Genomic DNA, 19290 nt, shown 5'->3' with positions numbered 1-19290 from the left:
TCTTCCTTTCTAAAGAAAACGTTACCAAGGTCGGTAACGTTTTCGAATATTATCTACTCTTCCCAGCTAGGTAATACAGAACCTTGAAATTCTTCTTCGATGAATTTTTTAACTTCTTCTGATTGATATGCTTTTACAAACTTTTGAATCGTTGGGTCGTCTTTATTCTCAGCGCGTACAACAATGTAGTTTACATAAGGTGAATTAGATGACTCTAGTAAAATAGAATCTTCTTTTGGATTAATACCCGCATCTAAAGCAAAGTTAGTGTTGATTGCTGCTGCATCAACTTCGCTTAACTGTTTAGGAATTTGTGCTGCTTCTAGCTCAATGAATTTTAAATTTTTTGGATTTTCTTCTAGATCATAGATGGAAGCAGTTTCTCTTTTATCCTCTTTTATTTTGATTAGTCCATGTTCTTCTAAAATGTATAGTGCACGAGCACCGTTAGTTGGATCGTTAGGTAAACCAAAAGTTGCTCCGTCTGGAAGATCATCTATTGAGTCAAATTTGTCTGAGTAGACTCCCATAGGATTTAGAATTGTTTTCCCAACAGGTACTAAATCTGTTCCATGGTCTTCATTAAAAGTATTTAAGAAGGGCTCATGCTGATAACTGTTTGCATCTAAGTCTTCTTCAGATAGTGCAGTGTTTGGAAGTATGTAATCAGAGAAAACTTTTAATTCAATTTCCAGACCGTCTTTTGCAGCTACTTCTTTTGCAACTTCAACAATTTGTTCATGGGGACCTGCTGTAACTCCTACTACTAATTTTTTCTCATTTAACGCTTCCGTTTTTTCTCCTTCACTAGAGCTATCCCCACATGCTGCAAGTGCTCCAGATAAAAGTACTGTTGATAAAAGTAAACCAAATTTTTTCATTTCTTTTCCTCCTATAATTTATTAGTACTGTTGAATAAATATAAAAAGCCTCTCTTTCACAGAAAGAGAGGCACACAAAAATATGATTGTCCTCTCTTATCTGTCAAAACAAATGTTTTGCAGGATTTAGCACCTTTCTACATAAAAAATGTAGATGGTTGCCGAGCTTCAACGGGCCAGTCCCTCAGCTACTCTTGATAAGAGATAAAAGCTATTTAATTTTTCAGCTATTCCATAAAAGTTAATTTACTATATCAACTTATTAAAGTCAACAAATTTTTTCTAGTTGAAATTTTCAGTCGGATTAGTTTAAAGTTATTATCAATAAATAAATATGCAGGGATGATGAATTTTATGTCTTTAACAAGAGCAAATTATGCCACTGGTCAGTTAGGTAAAACTGTTGGTGCAAGACTAGTTTATGGTACAGATTTACTAGAAGGAATTGAGCAATTATGTAAAGTAAATTGTATTGAATATGCAACAATTATAAGCTGTTTTGGAAGTTTTCAACGAAGTGGTTTTGTTTATCTTGTTCCGAATAAAAACTCTAAAATTGGTGTTGGATATAACGACCTTATAGTAAAAGAGGGACCAATAGAATTTTTACAGGGGACAGGTGTTGTATGTAAAAGGGAAGGGGAATACGAAACTCATTTTCACGGATCCATGTGTGACCAACATGGCAACATTTTTGGAGGTCATTTTATCAAAGGAGAAAACCCTGTTATTACGGTTGATGTAGTTTTAGCTGAAGTTACTGGAATGGAGTTTCATCGTAAGTTTGATGAGGAAACAGGAGCAAACCAATTTTACCCAGTGGATTCTAATAAAACTTCAACAAATAAACTGTAATAAAAAACCCGATTTACAAAAGTAAATCGGTCGGGTAGGTTGTAGACAAAAAGAAGTTTGCTAACTCTAGTTCGTTATGACAAACTCGAATTATTTTATAAAGGATAAATAAGGTTTTCCGAAGCTTACCCCTCGCTTTCCGCGGGCGAGCGCCGAGCCTCCTCCGCAGCTCTCGCTACGTGCGGGGTCTCGTCTGTCTCGCTTTCCCGCAGGAGTCGAGTGGACGCTACTCCAAACTAATAAATTGCTACCCTATTATTTTCTATATACTTAGGAAGAATAATATTGAGGTAATAGAAAATGACCGCAAAAAATCAAAAATAATGAACGTTCAGTTAGCAAACTGCCTTTATTCTACAATCTGAGCAATTTACAAAAGTAAATCGATATTTTATTAAAATAGATTTAGTTTTTCAATACGATTTATAGCTTCTACCAATCGAATTTCATCCACTAATAAGCCAACACGGACATAGCCTTCACCAAAGGATCCGAAACCATTTCCAGGAGCTACAGCTACATCGGCTTTTTCTAAAAGTAAGTCTGCAAATTCTTGACTTGTGTAACCTTTTGCAACTGGTAACCATGCAAAAAAGGAGCCTTTTGGTGCTTTGACATTCCATCCTATTCTTGAGCAAGCATTTACTAATGCATTTCTTCTACCTTCATACAAAGAAACAAGTTCATCGACACATTCCTGGCTCTCATTGAGTGCAGCAGCGGCAGCAGTTTGGATTGCGGGGAACAGACTAACAAATAAATGATCTTGAATAATATTGATCGCTTCAATTATTTTTGGGTTTCCAACTGCGAAGCCAACCCTCCAACCCGCCATATTATAAGTTTTGGAAAGGGTATACATCTCTATACCTACATCTTTTGCACCTTTAACCTGTAAAAAGCTGATTGGTTTTTGACCGTCAAAACCAATTCCTCCATAGGCAAAGTCGTGAACAATCGCTATATCTGCTTCTTTTGCAAGTGCAACAGTCTCTTCAAAAAAATCCTTTGTTGCAGTTGCCCCAGTAGGATTGTTTGGATAATTTAAGTACATTAACTTCGCATCTTCTTTTTGTATTTCTGTTAATTTACTGTAATCAGGAAGAAAGTTGTTTTCTTCTAGTAAAGGCATTGTTTCAAATCGAACACTTGCTAGCCCCACACCTGATAAGTAATCTGGATAACCTGGATCTGGTAAGAGCATTAGTTCATTTTCGTTCATCATTGCTAATGGTAATTCAACTAGACCAATCTTCGTTCCGAACATTATTGCAACTTCGGTATATGGATCTATTTCTACATTGTACTCGCGTTTATAAAAGTCTGCAGCTGCTTGTTTTAACTCATTTATTCCTCGAAAAGGGGAGTATTTGTGTGATAAAGGATTTGTTGCTGCATCTTGCAATGCTCTAACTATATGTTCAGGAGTAGGTTGATCTGGATTGCCCTGGCCTAAGTTTATGACATCTCTTCCTTCTGACACAGCTAATGCTACTTTTTGAACAAGTGTTGCAAAAAATTGAGTAGGTAAATTTTTTAGTAGATTTGAAAATTCCATGTGTGATACCTCTTTTTCTAAATAGTTGCATAGATTAGACAAATCTTATAATCTTTTTAGTATTATGTCTATAGGTGGTGGCGAAATGAAAGTTGCATGTGTTCAATTAGATATTGCGTTTGGAGCGCCAAAAGAAAATTTTTTGAAGGTTGAAGAAAAAGTAAGAGAAGCAGCCTCTTTAGGAGCTAAAATTGTTGTATTACCAGAGATGTGGAATACAGGGTATGATTTAAAGAGATTAAAAGAAATCGCGGACTTGGAAGGCGAAACTACGAAAAAATTATTTTCTCGATTGTCCAAAGAATTAAACATTCATATAGTTGGGGGATCTGTTTCTACCAAAAAAGGGGAGCAGTTTTACAATACAATGTACGTTACAAATTCTCATGGAGAGATAATTTCTGAATATAACAAGGCACACCTATTTAAATTAATGGATGAACACCATTATTTGGAAGAAGGTAATGAAAAGAATCTATTTACATTAGATGGTGTCAAAATGGGTGGAATTATTTGTTATGATTTACGCTTCCCTGAATGGACACGAGCTCATGCATTAAGTGGTGCAAAGGTAATGTTTATTCCAGCTCAATGGCCAGATACACGAATTGATCACTGGAAAATATTGTTGCAGGCAAGAGCTATTGAAAATCAAATTTTTATTGTTGCTGTAAACCGTGTAGGAAGTGATCCAAACAATTCATTTGATGGTAATTCGATGGTAATAGCCCCTTGGGGAGAAGTATTGTGGGAAGGCGAAAATGAAGAAAAGGTTAAACTAGTGGATATTGATATAAATGAAATTGAAGATGTTCGAAAAAGAATTCCTATATTTCAAGATAGAAGAGAAGTATTATATAAGTATCTTTAAAAACAAGGGGGATTTGAGAGATGGAAGAAAATATTCGCGCTATTCAGGATGACTATCCAGATGATTTTGCTTGGTGTTATGGGTGTGGTAGATTAAACGAAGACGGGTATCATTTACGAACGTACTGGAATGGGGACCAGACGGAAACTGTATATGAGCCAAGAGAAGAACATATTGCAATACCTGGATTTGTGTACGGAGGATTAATTGGTGCACTAGTAGATTGCCATGGGACAGGATCAGCATCTCTTGCTTTACATCGGAAGAATGGTCATGAGCCAGGAAGCGGTGAAACACCACCTCGTTTCGTAACAGGCTCATTGCATGTCGATTTCTTAAAACCTACTCCGAAAAATGTGTTGCTTAAAGCGATAGGCACAGTAGAAGAGATTCATCCGAAGAAATGGAAAGTGACAACTGAAGTATTTGCAGGTGACGTACTTTGTGCTAAAGGAGAAGTAATTGCAGTTGTAATGCCGTCAACTTTTGCCCAATCAAAATAACATAAGATTATCGAACACAGGATTATTTTTTTCCTGTGTTTTTTTCATTCCTCAAACATATATTTTTATATGCGGAAAGGTGATGATCATGTTTTTACAAAAGTCTCTTATTATTTTTTTAGGAAGTATTTTAATAGCAATCGGAATCAATTTTTTTATTGTTCCTTATCATCTATTGGACGGTGGAGCCATTGGCATAAGTTTAATCATTCATTATTTATTTAATGTAAAAGTTGGGATTGCTATTATTTGTGTCAGTTTGCCGATATTTTTAATAGCTTGGATGAACTATCGAACATTTTTTTATAATGGTATTCATGGATTATTATTTTCTTCAGTAATCATTGATTTCTTCTATCCTTTACATATTGCAGGGCAGAAATTAATTACGAATGAATTGGCTGGAGCGATAAGTGGTGGGATTTTTGTTGGCCTAGGAATTGGTTTAATGCTTCGATCAGACATAACAATTGGTGGAACAGATCTACTTGCTCAGATGATCTCTAAAATGTTACGCATTAATCCGGGATTAGGGATTCTATCGATTGATATATTAGTAGTAGTCATGGGGAGTCTCCTAGTCGATTCTGTATCATTATTGTATTCTTGCATCACTGTAGTTTCTGTTGGTATTACCACTACTCTTTTAGCCAAAAAATATTAAGAAGACTGAATAACCGGATTAAGTAAGAACAAAGAAGGGGATATAGAATACGAGGAGGTGACAGAAACTGGATACAATTTTATATATTGTTTTTACACTTGCTTATTTAATACTTCTCGTAGTTGGATTAAAAGGAATCAGAAAGGAAGGTCTTCATAAGTGGACTAATGTTATCTATATAATTGTAATAGCACTTGTTTATGATAATTTTATCATTGCAATTGGTAGATGGATTGGAGAAAGTTCTTTCTTAGAAAGTTTAAATTTAGCGAGGTTCTGGTTTCATGCTTTTTTTACTCCGCTCTTAGTTATATTTTCAGTAGGTACACTTCAGGAAAGTGGGCTCAAATGGGCTCAAAAGACTTGGGCAAAAGCTGCAACTATTATTTATACACTAGGTATGATTGGATTAGAGCTTATTGTTGAAACAATTGGAATCAAATTAATACCAATACAGGAATTTGGTGTTCTAAGGTACGGAACAATAGAAGAGGTTTCTGGACCACCATTAATGATTTTGTTTGTAACACTGATACTAATTTTATGTAGTGTTGTTCTATGGGTAAAAACAAAGTGGGTGCTGTTTTTTATAGGTGTATTTATCATGACGATTGGAAGTGCGATACCTATAAATGTTGAAAGTGGGGCAGTGACCAATGCATTTGAGTTATTTCTCATTTTCACTCTTATTTGGACTAAAAGAGAACTCATTCAAAACAAAATTTCAATAAAGTAGATTTTGGTCCAATAAGAGCAAATTAAACTAGGTTTTAGGTTATATGGAATACTACATATCTATGTGCATTCGAAGCTTGCCGCACGTTAGCTTGAGCCACTGTTTGCGCTAGGTGATGTATCCCTCTGTCTCATACTGACGTCATGCGGCTAGGGAGGCGCGAATGCAGTTGTCAGCGATTACGATTAAAAGGTTTTCTTGAACTTAAATACTATAATCAATGACTTATAAAAAGGGATTTTTTTATCAACAGTGGAAAATAGGATGTGCGCCTCCCACGCCGCAAGACCGCGAAGAATGAGACCCTTAAAAAAAGCGACTCATCCTGAGGAGTCTCATGCAAAGCGTGCGGCAAGTGCACATCCGTGTTTCAAGTATTCTATAGTGCTAAAACACTTTTTTTAGTTTTCCAAAACTTTCATTATGCTAAACATGGCATCTAATTTACGAACCAAATGGTGTTTCGGTACAAGTTTCTCAATGTTAGCATTTCAAGTTGTTCACGTTCATTGATTTGGTTTTTGGTCAACATGATATTCAACACCTCAACTTCTTAGAAGATTTAGAACCTCAACACTTTTTAAATTAGCCAACACTAGTCGATTGGAGTGGAAGGCGCGAAGACTCCTTCGGGAACAGCACGAGCCGAAGCACCCGGACTGAGCGTAGCGAAATTAATTTTTGCGACGAGCTTGCGCAGGTGCGAGGGAGAAGGCTGAGGCCGTGCCCGTGGAAAGCGTAGCGCCTGAAACGGAAATTGACGATTTCTTACTATGTATTGTAGATAAAAAAAGACTATAGACTATTTCAAATTTCTTTGAGTTTGTCTACAGTCTGAAGAGACATGCTTAGCATGTCTCTTGTTTATTATGATGTGGAAACAACTTCATCAACTGGTGCTGCTTCTTTTGGTTCAGGGACTCTCGATAGAATGAAAAGGCCGATAATAAATAAGACAACTAAACTAAACACGCCATAGTTTGATTTTCCTGTAAGTTGAGCAGTAAATGCTACTAATAGTGGACCCATAATAGAAGCAAACTTGCCGAAAATATTGTAAAATCCAAAAAACTCATTTGAATTTTCTTTTGGTACTAATTTCCCGAAGTATGATCTACTGAGAGCCTGTATACCGCCTTGGGAAGTTGCAACTAGCATTGCTAATATCCAAAAATCTACAATTGTTTCTAAGAAAACTGCGTAAATACATACAATGATATAAATGATTATGCCGACATAAAGCATTTTCTTCTCGGAAAATTTTCCTGCAAGTTTGCCAAACAGTATAGCGAATGGTGCAGCTACTACCTGAGTCGCGAAAAGCACTAGTAATAGCCCGGTAGTGTCAAGTCCTAGATCTGTACCATATGCAGTAGACATACTAATAATTGTTCCGACTCCATCAATATAGAAAAAGTACGCTAGTAAAAATAAGAACAATGCTCGGTATTTTCGTATTTCTTTAAATGTATTACCTAAGCGTTTAAAGCTTTGAATAACCGGGTTACCATCACGTTCAATAAAGTGTATCTGTTGGACATTTTTGAATAAAGGAATAGAAAACACGATCCACCATGTAGCTGTAATTAGGAATGCAATCCGACTAGCATTAATGCTTGAAAGAGGAATTACTTCCTTGCCTGCTAATAAAATAATAACAATACTAATTAAAAAGGGGATAGTGCTACCAATATAGCCTAAACTGTATCCTCTTGCTGAAACTTTGTGCATTCGTTTATCCGTGGTTACATCAACAATAAATCCATCATAAAAAACATTTGCGCCAGTTGCTCCGAGTGCAGCTAAAGTATAGCAAATTAATAATAGTAACCAATTATCATAGGGAACAAATGCTAGTAATGCAGTAAATGTAACTCCTAGTACAAAGAAAAAAGTGAAAAATTTCTTTTTCATGCCACGATAATCTGCGATTGAACCTAAAATTGGACCAAGCATAGCTAAAATAAAAGTGAATATTGCGATTGTATAACCAAGATAAGCTGTTGAATCCGCCCCATCTACACCAGCAGCTGTCGCAGAAGATTTATAAAATATTGGAAATACTGCAGTTGTAATAATGATCGAGTAAGCGGAAGAACCCCAATCATAAAGAGCCCAACTATTTTCTTGCTTTGTAAATTTCCCCATTTCTTATTATTCCCCCTCTTTATTACTAATATTGTACATTAACAAAAATCATTACGGTATATAAGAAGGAAAAATTACTTAATTTTTACAATAGAAATGGATATTGTACAATAAAATATATTCAGAAATTTGAAAATACATTATTTACAAAAGCTTAACATTTAGTTGAGCAAAATCGGATAAAATTAGTAATAGAGGAGTGAGAGTTTTATGACGATAAAAACAGATCAAAAAGCAATTATTGATATTGGGTCAAACACTATTCGACTTGTTGTATATAGCTACAATTCCTCTCAAGGCCTTGTTGAACATCATAATTTCAAAACAGTAGCAAGATTGAGCATGTACATATTGAGAAATGGAAATTTAAGTACAGAAGGTATTAACATATTAATAGAAACACTTACCAAATTTAAAGAGATATTATTAGATATAAAAGTAAATGATGTATTTGCTGCAGCTACTGCTGCGATCAGGCAAGCAAAAAACCAGAAAGAAATTTTAGAAATTGTGAAGTCTGAAGTAGGGTTAAATCTACAAATTTTATCAGAGGAGCAAGAAGCATATTATGGGTACTTTGCAGTAATTCATTCTACTAATATCTCCGATGCAGTAACAATCGATATGGGTGGTGGAAGTACCGAGGTTACGTATTTTAAAGATAAAAACCTTATTCGTTTTCATAGTTTTTCATTTGGAACAGTCTCATTAAAAGGAAAGTTTATGAAAGGGACAACCATTACGGATGAAGAAAAGTTAGAACTTATAAATTATGTGAGTGAACAGTTCTGTTCTTTAGGGTGGTTAAACCAATTACAAGTACCGATTATTACAATTGGAGGAAGTGCGCGAAATTTAGCGCTTGTTGATCAGCAACGGAAAAGCTTTCCTTTAAATGGAATTCACCAATATGAATTAAAGAAAGAAGACATACAAGAAATTAGTTTTATGTTAGCGCAATGTTCAGCGGATGGGTTGAAAAAAATAGACGGACTTTCAAGTGATCGTTCAGACATTATTATCCATGCGTTAGAAACATTTCGTACTTTAATGGAAGTAGTGGATGCTCCGTCAATGGTTTATAGTAAAAAAGGTTTACGCGAAGGTATAATTTTTTCTCAGTTGGTAGAAAAATTTCCGGAAGATTTTAATAAAAATGAAGTGATTAGAAAATCCATTCGTCATATATTAGGAAAGTTTCATGTACATGAATTGGAAGTTTCTCATTTATATAAAATATTTCAAAAGATATACATGTCCTTTGTACAATGGAAAAATATTCAACCATTAGAAAATGAAGAACTTTTATATTATGCGTATCAGCTTTATCATATCGGAAAACATATAGATCAAGATGCTGCCAGCCAACATACATTTTACCTAATAACAAATCTATCCATAAATGGTGTATCTAACGAAGAACGATTAAAGCTTGCCTTACTTGCTTCCTATCAAAATAGAGAGACTTTTAAACGGTACGTAAATTCATTGCCAACTTTTTTGAATGAGAGAGAAATAAAACAACTACGTGATATTGGTGCGTTATTTAGATTTATAAAAGGATTAGATATACTGAGTAGATCAACGATTATGGATGTTTTTCTTGAAAATTTAGCAAGTAACGTAATAATAACTTTTATTGTTTCTAATAATTTTATGTTGGAAAAATATCAAGCAGAAAAATTAAAAAAACATGTAGGAAAAATATGTAGTAAAGACGTACAGATAGAATTTATGATTTTGGAGGAATAAACTACATGAGCTTGGAGAGTACAGAAGATCATCGATTTGATGACTATGCTTATTATAATAATCGAGAAATCAGCTGGCTTGCCTTTAATGAACGGGTTTTACAAGAGGCTGAGGATGAAACCAATCCTTTACTTGAAAGATTAAAGTTCTTAGCGATATTTAGTTCAAATTTAGATGAATTTTTTATGGTAAGAGTAGCTGGATTACAGGACCAAGTAAGAGTTGGATTTAATAAACCTGAAAATAAGGCGGGTCTAACAGCTAAACAACAACTGGAGCAAATTTCGATTATTACAAGAAATCTTGTAACTAGACAAATGAAGATTTATAAAGATTTAATCGAGTTGAAGTTACCTAATGAAGGAATTTCTTTGTTAACTTTTAATCAATTATCACATGAACAAAAACAAGAATTAAATACAATTTTTGAAGAGCAAATTTTTCCAGTTTTAACTCCCGTTGCTGTAGATGCTTACCGACCATTTCCGATTTTGCTGAGTAAGACGATGAATATTTTAGTTATGATAGAAGATGAAAATAATATATCGATAGAACAATCTAAGTTTGCTATTGTTCAGGTTCCATCTGTCTTAAATCGATTCATTCAGGTTACTACAAAAGATGGTTCATTTGCTGCTGTGCTTTTAGAAGATGTAATCATTGAAAACATACATAAATTATTTCATGGATACCATATTAAATATGCCAATCCATTTCGTATAACCCGTAATGCTGATTTAACCATCCATGAGGAAGGTGCCCGTGATTTATTAATTGAGATTGAAAAAGAATTAAAGAAACGAAAATGGGGAGCTGTAAGTAGACTTGAGGTTAAATCAACCGAATTAAAGCAGAAAATTCTACACTATCTGTTAGGTGAGCTAGAAATATCTTTTGAAGATGTTTATAAAATAGAAGGACCGTTGGATATTACATTTTTATTTTCATTTATTAAGGTATTTGAAGGTAAATATGATCATTTATTTTATCAGTCATTTATACCTCAACCTCCCATGGATATTGCAACGGAGGAGGATATATATATGAAAGCCTTAAAACAAGATTTATTCTTTCATCATCCATATGAGTCCTTCCAACCAATTGTAGACTTTGTTGAAAAAGCTGCAGATGACCCAACTGTTTTAGCTATAAAACAGACCTTATATCGCGTAAGCGGAAATTCACCAATAATAAGAGCTTTAAAAAGAGCTGCGGAAAATGGAAAACAAGTTACCGTTTTAGTTGAACTTAAAGCTCGTTTTGATGAAGAAAAGAATGTTCATTGGGCGAAAGAATTGGAAAAAGCAGGATGCTTAGTTATATACGGGATGCATAATTTAAAAACTCATTCCAAAATAACGCTAGTCGTTCGAAGAAGGAATAAAAAAATAGAACAATTTGTCCATTTAGGAACAGGTAATTATAATGATCAAACTGCCAATATATATACTGACATGGGGATTATTACGACAAATAAACAAATAGGGCAGGATGCAACCAGATTTTTTAACTTTTTAAGCGGTTATACAGATAAGCCAGAATATAAAAAATTAGTAGTCTCTCCTTATGATATTCGCGATAAATTTCTCTATTTAATTGATGAAGAGATAGAATATCATAAAGCTTTTCATAACGGTCATATAATTCTCAAAATGAACTCGTTAACTGATAAGGATCTAATATTAAAATTGTATGAGGCGTCGGCAGCTGGTGTGAAAATTGAGTTGATAGTTCGAGGGATTTGTTGTTTAAGACCACAGATTAAAGGCGTAAGTGAAAATATTATTGTCATAAGCATTGTTGGAAGATTTTTAGAACACTCACGAATCTATTGGTTTCATCGAAATGGGGCCTCTAGGTTGTATTTATCCTCTGCAGATATGATGACTAGAAATATGGTAAAACGAGTGGAAATTTTATTTCCAATTTTGTCTCCATCCATTAAAAAAAGAGTAATTGATATTTTAAAGTTAGAAATAAATGACACAGCAAAAGCGAGAATACAAGATTCCAATGGTAATTATCATTATAGGGAAACAGATGGTTTAAAAATTAATAGTCAGGAACAATTACTTGATAATGCTACAAAACTGAATATACTCCAATTAAAATAACCACTATATAGTGGTTATTTTTGCTTTAGAGCTGCTTGGGAAACCTCTAAAGCTAAATCGTCATTTCCGAATAGCTGTAAAACTTGCAGTAATGTATCCGTATTGACTTGTAGACTATTTTTTTCAGTATCGTCTATTATTGATACAAGTAATTCGTTGTCCTGTTGGGAAGGGTAAGCTTGTTTATATAATTTAACGGCATCTATTTCATGGTTTACGCACCATTGGGCATATAAGTTTATCATCATTTTTTCATCATTTTGATATTGCTCAATAACTTTATCGTTCAATTTTTATCAGCTCCCCATTTGTCTATCATTTGCCACAAGTTAAAAATAATCGGTAAAGATCTTTGTTCCAAAGTTGTTCCGGAAAACGATTCCGTTAATGTGGGAATGATTTTTTCTAGTAAAAATAGGCGTGGCTTTTCTTTCGAAAATTCTTCTAAAACAAATTCAAGTGCTTGCAGATCATTTTGATTCATTTTTTCTTTTTCTTCTAAATAAAAGTTTTCTAGTTGCTCTACAACCTGTTGTTTTGATTTAATTTCATCAACTGTATTTAAATCAAAGAGTGACTTGTTCAATAAAGAGTCGTTTGTCTTCGTCATCTCATAAATAATCGACTCAATTCTTCTCATGACAAACTTGACTAAATGATCAAGTGAAATATTTGCTATTTGATTAATCCATGGGTGTTGCAATTGTTGAATCATGCCAATGGCCAATACAGCACAATCTGTAGAGACATTTCTTGTTTTCTCTCCATAAATATCTTCAAATCTCTTCGACAACCAATTGATTTCTTCAAAATAATTCTTCTTTATTAGATCTCGTAACTCTATATCTTGTGAATGGATAATAGATGCAAAAAGTGGAAAAAGTTTTTGGTCTCTATATATATTCATTCGAACAGTCAATTGCTCGATCAATACATTTAAATCAGATCCATTTTGTGAAGTATGCAACTCTCTTCTTTTTATCAAGATTTCTTCTCTAGCGCTCTCTATTATTGCTACAATACACTCGTTTTTAGAGGAGAAATAATTATAAAAGGTCCCCTTTGAAATATTTGCTTCATCAATAATATCTTGAACGGATGTAGATCTAAAACCCTTTTCAATAAAAAGATGTTTTGCTGCTTGTAATACATTTCTTTTTTTTGTATTCATATTTTCACCTTTTAGACTAATAGTATAATTCCTATTTTAACTGTTAAATAAGGATTTATCAAACCATTTTGATTGTACAAGTATATTATGTTTGATTTTTTTAAACTAGGAGTATAAAATAATCAAAGTGTCATAACAGAGAAGAAAGAAATTTAGGGGGAACAACAATAATGAACCACGAGCAACAAAAACCACCATATGCCATGATCGCGATTCTATTTGTTGGCGCGTTCATCGCTTTTTTGAATAATACACTACTCAATGTAGCTCTACCAACCATTATGACAGAGTTTAAAGTGAAACCTTCCATTGTACAATGGCTAACGACAGGGTATATGTTAGTGAACGGGATTTTAGTTCCGGCTAGTGCATTTTTTGTTCAAAGATTTTCGAATAGAAAATTATTTATTACAGCAATGGTATTATTTACTGCAGGTACAGCGCTTGCCGCGTTTGCACCAGAATTTTGGGTACTAATTTTGGCCCGCATGATACAGGCAGCGGGATCAGCAATGATGATGCCTTTACTTATGAATGTTATGTTAACTGCTTTTCCGATTGAACGACGCGGATCTGCAATGGGTATGTTCGGTTTAGTAATGATATTAGCACCTGCAATCGGACCTACTTTATCAGGATTTATCTTGGAGCATTATGAATGGCGTGTATTATTTGAGATTATTTTGCCGTTTGCGATAATAGTATTATTGTTTGCTATATTTAAATTACGCAATATTACTCCTAATAGTAAAGTTAATCTGGATGTATTCTCATTGATACTATCCAGTATCGGTTTTGGTGCATTGCTTTATGGATTTAGTACTGCTGGGGATAAAGGATGGGACGCACCAATTGTTTACGGAACTATTATTGTTGGATTTATTTCATTAATTGTTTTCGTATGGAGACAATTAAAATTAGATGAACCAATGTTGGACGTTAGAATTTATAAATATCCAATGTTTGCTTTGTCATCCGTAATTTCGATTGTTGTTTCAGCTGCAATGTTTTCGGGGATGATTTTAACACCTCTTTATGTTCAAACTATTCGAGGAATATCACCATTTCATTCGGGTCTGCTCATGCTACCTGGTGCTATTGCAATGGGATTAATGTCACCAATAACCGGTAAGCTATTTGATAAGTACGGTGCTAGAGTTTTAGCGATTACTGGTCTGATTATTACAACCATCGCAACATATTTAATGAGTGACTTAGCGCAAGACTCAGATTATTATTATATAATGGCAGTCTATACAATCCGTATGTTTGGTATGTCTATGATTATGATGCCAATAATGACTAATGGATTAAATCAGTTGCCAATGAATATGAACCCACATGGAACTGCGATGAACAATACGTTACAGCAAGTATCAGGTGCAATCGGGTCTGCCATATTCCTAACAATTATGAATGCAAAGATGGAGTCTTCAGCTAAAGTGCTTGCAACCGAAGCCGCAGCAGCAGGGAAAGTGCCTACCAATACGGAAGGCTTAGTGCAATTCCAAGCAGAGCTGGGTATGAAGGCGATGTTGGAGGGTATTAACTTTACCTTCTTTATAGCTACGCTAGTTACAGTTGTCGCTTTAATACTGGCTTTCTTTGTAAAAAGAGTAGATGTACAAAAAAAAGCTAAACCTTTATAAGGTTTAGCTTTTTTTATTATTTATCTATCTCATTTGTTAATTTTATTAACTCATCAATTAAGGAACCGATGTACTCGATCGTATCTTTTAACGGTTTCTCTGTTGTAATATCAACTCCGGCCATATTTGCTAATTCAACAGGGGATTTCGTTCCTCCTGATTTTAATACGTTAATCCAATCATCTACCGCAGCTTTACCTTCATCTAAGATGCGCTTAGATACTTGTGTAGAGATTGTAAGGCCGGCACTATAAGTATATGGGTATAGCCCCATGTAGTAGTGAGGTTGTCTCATCCATGTCAATTCAGCACCCTTAGTAATTTCTACTGCATCGCCCCAGAATTCTTCCAATACACTTCTTTTATATTCATTTAAAATCTGTGCATTAACTGGTAGTCCTTCATCAATTCTTTCATAAACTTTTCTTTGATAAGCTGCCTCTAATAAGTGCGTAACAAAATTATGATAGTATGTTCTAGCTACTATTGAAGAAATTACCCACCTTTTAAATTTAGGGTCATTTGAGTTTTCTAATAAATGATTGGCCATGAGCATTTCATTCATTGTAGAAGGAGCCTCGATAAAATACAAAGAAGGGCGGGCGTTAAATATATTTTGCTCTTTATTTGCATGATAGAAATGACCGGCGTGCCCTAGTTCGTGTGCAAGAACAAATACTTCGTTCATTCTGCTAGACCAAGAAATAAGAATATAGGGGTGGTTACCATATGGGCTTGAACAAAAGGCCCCAGTTGATTTGCCGGTATTTTGTGCAAAATCGATCCATCTCTCTTTGTAGGAACGTTCCACCATTTGTATATATTCTTCACCCATTACTTCCAAAGCATCTGTTATATATTTTTTTGACTCCTCAATTGAGATTTTAGGCTCATAAGAAGGATCAAGTGAGATTTTTAAATCTGCAAAAGTCATTTTATCTAATCCGTGAACTTGCTGAAGAAGCTTTGCATACTTTCTCATATGTGGTGCAAGTTCTTTCATAATTAAATCGATTTGTCGATCGTACAAACTACGATCGACCTCTTGGTTTAATAATAAGTAGTCGAAAATAGAGTTATAACCTCTTAAATCAGATGTTGTTTTTTCTATTTGTAAGTGCATATCATATGTTTTTGCAGTCGTATGTTGATAATCCTTTAATTTACTCGAAAAAGCTTTGAAAGCTGCGCGTCTTACACTTGTATCTGATTCTGCTTCCCAATCATTTTCAAATAGAACATAACTAAGAGGGTAGGAGGAATTGTTCACTTCAAAATCATTAAAGGAAATATCTAACATTTTGGTTGTATCATACAATTTATAAGGTGCATTAAAGGTTGAAGAAAATGCTGCTAGAGTCTTTTCTACTTCAGGGTGTAATTGATATTGTTTTTTTGTAAGAAGCTTTTGTAAAAAATTTTGATATTCTGCACCCTCCGCTATTGCTTCTTGTAAAACTTCGTCAGGTAACTCCACAAGCTCACTATTTAAAAATGAAAGCTTGCTACTTATTTTTGCAGCTAGGGAAGAGAATTTACTTCCGCGCATTTGTGCATCTGTATTTGTCTGGTCTGTGCTAAGAGACAAACTTGCAAAAGTTCCAGCTGGTGTTAGTTTTTCATATAAAGCAGAATAATCTTTTAAAGCCTTTAAAATAATAGACGGCTGATTGATTTTTCCTTTATATTTCTCTTCAAAATAATCTGCAAGTTTCTCTATTTCCTTTAAAGAATCGTTAAAATCTTCTTCTGTTTTAAACAAGTCTTTCAAATTCCATGTTTCTTCTAATTTTACATCTGATCTAATTGGTAAACTTTTAACCATTTTATCACTCCTTAATATTACGGATGTCGAACTAATTAATAGTATAACGAACAGAGATGAAAAAGTAAAAACAATCATTTTATTTAAATTTTTCTGTGAATTAAAGAATTTATTAGTGAGAATGATAGAAATTTTAATAATAAATGAATAATATAAATGATTCGAAAGTATTATATTGAGGGTTACGAAATAAAGCAAACGTAGTATTATCAAGGACTTTTGAGGTGAGTCAAAATACTATATTAACCTAATGATAGAAATTTGAGAATTAATCGAAAAATTAGTATAGACTGAATTTGAAGTTTGTTTTACAATGAGATTGTTCTAAACAATATATTGATAGTCTGAGAGAATACTTATAAAAAAGAAAAGTAGTATAGCTTATATTTTCAGAACTATCAAAAAACAGGGGGTAAAATATTTATGAAGTCAAAAAAATTTGCTTCACTTTTCCTTGCATCATCCCTTTTAGCAGGAGTGCTTGCTGGATGTTCAGGTGGAGAAGAGGGTAGTAGTTCCGATGGGGGAGATACTATAAAAATCGGTGCCAACTTAGAACTTTCTGGAGCTGTAGCTTCCTATGGTTCATCCGAGGCAGACGCAATAGAATTAGCTGTTGAGGAGATCAATGCTGACGGTGGTATTGATGGAAAACAAATTGAACTTATTAAAGTAGATAACAAGTCTGATGCTGCAGAAGCAACAAGTGCAGCTATTAAGTTAACTAGTCAAGACAAAGTTACAGCTATAATCGGTGCTGCAACTAGCGGGAACTCAGTGGCTCAAGTACAAATTGCGACGGACAATAAAACTCCTATGATTTCTCCTTCTGGGACTAGTACTACAGTAACTGTTGGAGAAAATGGAAAAGTAAATCCATTTACATTCCGTACGGCATTTATCGATCCATTCCAAGGTACTGTAGCAGCAAACTTTGCTGCAAACGAACTAAAAGTTAAAACTGCAGCAGTATATGCAGATAATGCGAGTGATTATGCGAAAGGTCTTGCAGAATCTTTCATTAAAGACTTTGAAGCAGCAGGAGGTACTATTGTTGCGGAAGAATCATATGTAGCAAAAGATACTGATTTCCGTTCTACACTAACTCGTATTAAAGGTTCTAATCCGGATTTTGTTTTTATTCCTGGATATTATGAAGAAGTTGGTTTAATTGTAAAGCAAGCTCGTGAATTGGGAATAGAAGTTCCATTAATGGGTGCTGATGGTTGGGATTCACCAACTATTGTGGACTTAGCTGGAGCAGATGCATTAAATAATACTTTTATTATTACTGCTTATTCTGCTGAAGATCCAGATGGTAAAGCGAAAGAATTTGCTGACAAGTTTACTGAAAAGTATGGAGAAGCACCAAACTCATTCCACGCACTTGGATATGATACAGTTTATCTTTTGAAAGATGCGATTGAACGTGCTGGTTCATTAGATGGAACAAAAATTAAAGAAGCGCTTGAAGCTACAGACAACTTAGAACTAGTTACAGGATTGTATTCTGTAGACGAATTTCATCATCCTATTAAATCAGCAACTATCATCGAATTCGTAAATGGTGAGCAAGTGTTTAACACTAAAGTTAATCCTTAAGATTAACATGTTTTATATAGGGGGGATTATATCCCTCCTTTTCTATTTCTAGAAACTTTGAATTAAAGGAGTGAAACTTTATGGAATGGTTACAACAATTGATTAACGGTATTTCACTCGGCAGTATATACGCATTAATCGCCCTAGGTTACACAATGGTTTATGGAATAATTAAATTGATTAACTTTGCCCATGGTGACGTGTTCATGGTAGGCTCTTTTATCGGGTTCTATTCGATTACTGTGTTTGGATTAGGATTCTTCCCAGCACTTATTCTATCAATGGCAGCTTGTGCACTCTTTGGTGTAATTATTGAACGCATTGCATACAAGCGATTAAGAAATGCTACAAGAATTGCTGCTCTTATTACTGCTATTGGTGTATCTCTATTAATAGAATACGGTGTAATTTACATTAGAGGTGCTCAACCAGAAGCTTACCCAGATGTGTTTTCAAATCGTTCTTTTGATATCTTAGGAGCGCAAATAAGCGTTCAGTCTATTTTAATTTTGTCTGTTTCAGTTGTATTGATGATATTATTGCAATTTATTGTTCATAAAACGAAAACTGGTAAAGCGATGAGAGCGGTTTCTCATGATACTGAGGCTGCAAAGCTAATGGGTATTAATGTAGATAATACTATTTCTGCTACTTTTGCAATTGGTTCTGCATTAGCTGGAGCAGCAGGTGTAATTTTTGGTGTGTATTATACAAAGATAGATCCGCTAATGGGTGTTATTCCTGGTGTGAAAGCATTTGTTGCCGCAGTTCTTGGAGGTATTGGAATAATACCTGGAGCTATGGTAGGTGGATTAGTATTAGGAGTAGTTGAAACGATTGTTAGTGCATTAGGGTTCTCGTTATGGAGAGATGCTGCTGCATTTATTATCTTAATTCTTATACTAATTTTTAGACCAGCAGGAATCTTTGGAAAAAATACACGAGAGAAAGTGTAGGTGGT

At 34.4% G+C, this 19290-nt stretch carries 16 protein-coding genes and 1 riboswitch; of the genes, 10 read left to right on the top strand and 6 right to left on the bottom strand.

From position 1 onward, the window contains the following. Positions 1 to 53 precede the first annotated feature (53 nt). Positions 54 to 881: a MetQ/NlpA family ABC transporter substrate-binding protein gene (locus P2Q73_RS11550; protein WP_056829628.1), complete on the bottom strand. Its 828-nt coding sequence runs from the start codon at positions 879 to 881 to the stop codon at positions 54 to 56. Positions 882 to 974: 93 nt separating this feature from the next. Further along, positions 975 to 1085, bottom strand: a riboswitch (SAM riboswitch). 150 nt (positions 1086 to 1235) lie between these two features. Between P2Q73_RS11550 and P2Q73_RS11545 the strand changes: the two genes are divergently transcribed. After that, the gene (locus P2Q73_RS11545) at positions 1236 to 1736 is read left to right on the top strand and encodes a PPC domain-containing DNA-binding protein (RefSeq protein ID WP_275787168.1); all 501 of its coding nucleotides are present in this window, start codon (positions 1236 to 1238) and stop codon (positions 1734 to 1736) included. A gap of 394 nt (positions 1737 to 2130) precedes the next feature. Here P2Q73_RS11545 and P2Q73_RS11540 read toward each other — a convergent pair whose 3' ends face one another. After that, a complete protein-coding gene (locus P2Q73_RS11540) occupies positions 2131 to 3294 on the bottom strand; it encodes a pyridoxal phosphate-dependent aminotransferase (RefSeq protein WP_275787165.1) in 1164 nt (387 codons plus the stop codon). 85 nt (positions 3295 to 3379) lie between these two features. Between P2Q73_RS11540 and P2Q73_RS11535 the strand changes: the two genes are divergently transcribed. From P2Q73_RS11535 to P2Q73_RS11520, 4 genes are all read left to right on the top strand, one after another. Beyond that, complete coding sequence (locus P2Q73_RS11535; protein WP_275787162.1) at positions 3380 to 4165, top strand: carbon-nitrogen family hydrolase; 786 nt, start codon at positions 3380 to 3382, stop codon at positions 4163 to 4165. A gap of 20 nt (positions 4166 to 4185) precedes the next feature. Further along, positions 4186 to 4668 (top strand): PaaI family thioesterase, encoded by a 483-nt coding sequence (locus P2Q73_RS11530; protein ID WP_053589706.1) that lies wholly within the window; start codon positions 4186 to 4188, stop codon positions 4666 to 4668. An 88-nt stretch (positions 4669 to 4756) separates the two neighbouring features. Continuing rightward, positions 4757 to 5332: a YitT family protein gene (locus P2Q73_RS11525; protein ID WP_331457310.1), complete on the top strand. Its 576-nt coding sequence runs from the start codon at positions 4757 to 4759 to the stop codon at positions 5330 to 5332. Positions 5333 to 5732: 400 nt separating this feature from the next. Then, on the top strand, positions 5733 to 6068 hold the full coding sequence (locus P2Q73_RS11520) for a hypothetical protein (RefSeq protein ID WP_275787159.1): 336 nt from the start codon (positions 5733 to 5735) through the stop codon (positions 6066 to 6068). Positions 6069 to 6935: 867 nt separating this feature from the next. Here P2Q73_RS11520 and P2Q73_RS11515 read toward each other — a convergent pair. Continuing rightward, the gene (locus P2Q73_RS11515; RefSeq protein ID WP_056829638.1) at positions 6936 to 8216 is read right to left on the bottom strand and encodes an MFS transporter; all 1281 of its coding nucleotides are present in this window, start codon (positions 8214 to 8216) and stop codon (positions 6936 to 6938) included. Between the two features lie 210 nt (positions 8217 to 8426). Between P2Q73_RS11515 and P2Q73_RS11510 the strand changes: the two genes are divergently transcribed. Together P2Q73_RS11510 and P2Q73_RS11505 are read left to right on the top strand one after the other, a co-directional pair. Next, entirely contained in the window at positions 8427 to 9968 is a 1542-nt protein-coding gene (locus P2Q73_RS11510; RefSeq protein ID WP_275787156.1) for a Ppx/GppA family phosphatase, read from the top strand. Between the two features lie 5 nt (positions 9969 to 9973). After that, positions 9974 to 12082, top strand: a complete 2109-nt coding sequence (locus tag P2Q73_RS11505) for an RNA degradosome polyphosphate kinase (RefSeq protein ID WP_275787154.1) — start codon at positions 9974 to 9976, stop codon at positions 12080 to 12082. Between the two features lie 14 nt (positions 12083 to 12096). Here the strand turns inward: P2Q73_RS11505 and P2Q73_RS11500 are convergent, their stop codons facing one another. Together P2Q73_RS11500 and P2Q73_RS11495 are read right to left on the bottom strand one after the other, a co-directional pair. Continuing rightward, entirely contained in the window at positions 12097 to 12372 is a 276-nt protein-coding gene (locus P2Q73_RS11500; RefSeq protein ID WP_275787152.1) for a hypothetical protein, read from the bottom strand. Then, positions 12369 to 13253, bottom strand: coding sequence for a TetR/AcrR family transcriptional regulator (locus P2Q73_RS11495; RefSeq protein WP_056829644.1), 885 nt, complete (start codon positions 13251 to 13253; stop codon positions 12369 to 12371). The genes P2Q73_RS11500 and P2Q73_RS11495 overlap by 4 nt, the downstream gene beginning before the upstream one ends. Before the next feature lie 170 nt (positions 13254 to 13423). Here P2Q73_RS11495 and P2Q73_RS11490 point away from each other — a divergent pair, with 170 nt between their 5' ends. After that, positions 13424 to 14902, top strand: coding sequence for a DHA2 family efflux MFS transporter permease subunit (locus P2Q73_RS11490; protein ID WP_053589700.1), 1479 nt, complete (start codon positions 13424 to 13426; stop codon positions 14900 to 14902). A 16-nt stretch (positions 14903 to 14918) separates the two neighbouring features. Here P2Q73_RS11490 and pepF read toward each other — a convergent pair whose 3' ends face one another. Then, complete coding sequence (gene pepF / locus P2Q73_RS11485) at positions 14919 to 16727, bottom strand: oligoendopeptidase F (RefSeq protein WP_275787147.1); 1809 nt, start codon at positions 16725 to 16727, stop codon at positions 14919 to 14921. 423 nt (positions 16728 to 17150) lie between these two features. On the opposite strand from pepF, the gene P2Q73_RS11480 reads away from it, so the two are divergent. Together P2Q73_RS11480 and P2Q73_RS11475 are read left to right on the top strand one after the other, a co-directional pair. Then, on the top strand, positions 17151 to 18329 hold the full coding sequence (locus tag P2Q73_RS11480; protein WP_275787144.1) for an ABC transporter substrate-binding protein: 1179 nt from the start codon (positions 17151 to 17153) through the stop codon (positions 18327 to 18329). Between the two features lie 80 nt (positions 18330 to 18409). Beyond that, on the top strand, positions 18410 to 19285 hold the full coding sequence (locus tag P2Q73_RS11475) for a branched-chain amino acid ABC transporter permease (RefSeq protein WP_056829652.1): 876 nt from the start codon (positions 18410 to 18412) through the stop codon (positions 19283 to 19285). Positions 19286 to 19290 lie beyond the last annotated feature (5 nt).

Source organism: Bacillus sp. Cr_A10 (genome assembly GCF_029222665.1).
Classification (GTDB): domain Bacteria; phylum Bacillota; class Bacilli; order Bacillales_A; family Planococcaceae; genus Psychrobacillus.
The sequence above is the reverse complement of the archived record's forward strand: the minus strand, read 5'-3'. Positions and strand labels throughout refer to the sequence as shown.

Excerpts from the sequence above, each read along its gene's own strand:
- P2Q73_RS11550 (WP_056829628.1), bottom strand. The coding sequence starts at position 881 with ATGAAAAAATTTGGTTTACTTTTATCAACAGTACTTTTATCTGGAGCA.
- P2Q73_RS11545 (WP_275787168.1), top strand. The coding sequence starts at position 1,236 with ATGTCTTTAACAAGAGCAAATTATGCCACTGGTCAGTTAGGTAAAACT.
- P2Q73_RS11540 (WP_275787165.1), bottom strand. The coding sequence starts at position 3,294 with ATGGAATTTTCAAATCTACTAAAAAATTTACCTACTCAATTTTTTGCA.
- P2Q73_RS11535 (WP_275787162.1), top strand. The coding sequence starts at position 3,380 with ATGAAAGTTGCATGTGTTCAATTAGATATTGCGTTTGGAGCGCCAAAA.
- P2Q73_RS11530 (WP_053589706.1), top strand. The coding sequence starts at position 4,186 with ATGGAAGAAAATATTCGCGCTATTCAGGATGACTATCCAGATGATTTT.
- P2Q73_RS11525 (WP_331457310.1), top strand. The coding sequence starts at position 4,757 with ATGTTTTTACAAAAGTCTCTTATTATTTTTTTAGGAAGTATTTTAATA.
- P2Q73_RS11520 (WP_275787159.1), top strand. The coding sequence starts at position 5,733 with ATGATTGGATTAGAGCTTATTGTTGAAACAATTGGAATCAAATTAATA.
- P2Q73_RS11515 (WP_056829638.1), bottom strand. The coding sequence starts at position 8,216 with ATGGGGAAATTTACAAAGCAAGAAAATAGTTGGGCTCTTTATGATTGG.
- P2Q73_RS11510 (WP_275787156.1), top strand. The coding sequence starts at position 8,427 with ATGACGATAAAAACAGATCAAAAAGCAATTATTGATATTGGGTCAAAC.
- P2Q73_RS11505 (WP_275787154.1), top strand. The coding sequence starts at position 9,974 with ATGAGCTTGGAGAGTACAGAAGATCATCGATTTGATGACTATGCTTAT.
- P2Q73_RS11495 (WP_056829644.1), bottom strand. The coding sequence starts at position 13,253 with ATGAATACAAAAAAAAGAAATGTATTACAAGCAGCAAAACATCTTTTT.
- P2Q73_RS11490 (WP_053589700.1), top strand. The coding sequence starts at position 13,424 with ATGAACCACGAGCAACAAAAACCACCATATGCCATGATCGCGATTCTA.
- pepF (WP_275787147.1), bottom strand. The coding sequence starts at position 16,727 with ATGGTTAAAAGTTTACCAATTAGATCAGATGTAAAATTAGAAGAAACA.
- P2Q73_RS11480 (WP_275787144.1), top strand. The coding sequence starts at position 17,151 with ATGAAGTCAAAAAAATTTGCTTCACTTTTCCTTGCATCATCCCTTTTA.
- P2Q73_RS11475 (WP_056829652.1), top strand. The coding sequence starts at position 18,410 with ATGGAATGGTTACAACAATTGATTAACGGTATTTCACTCGGCAGTATA.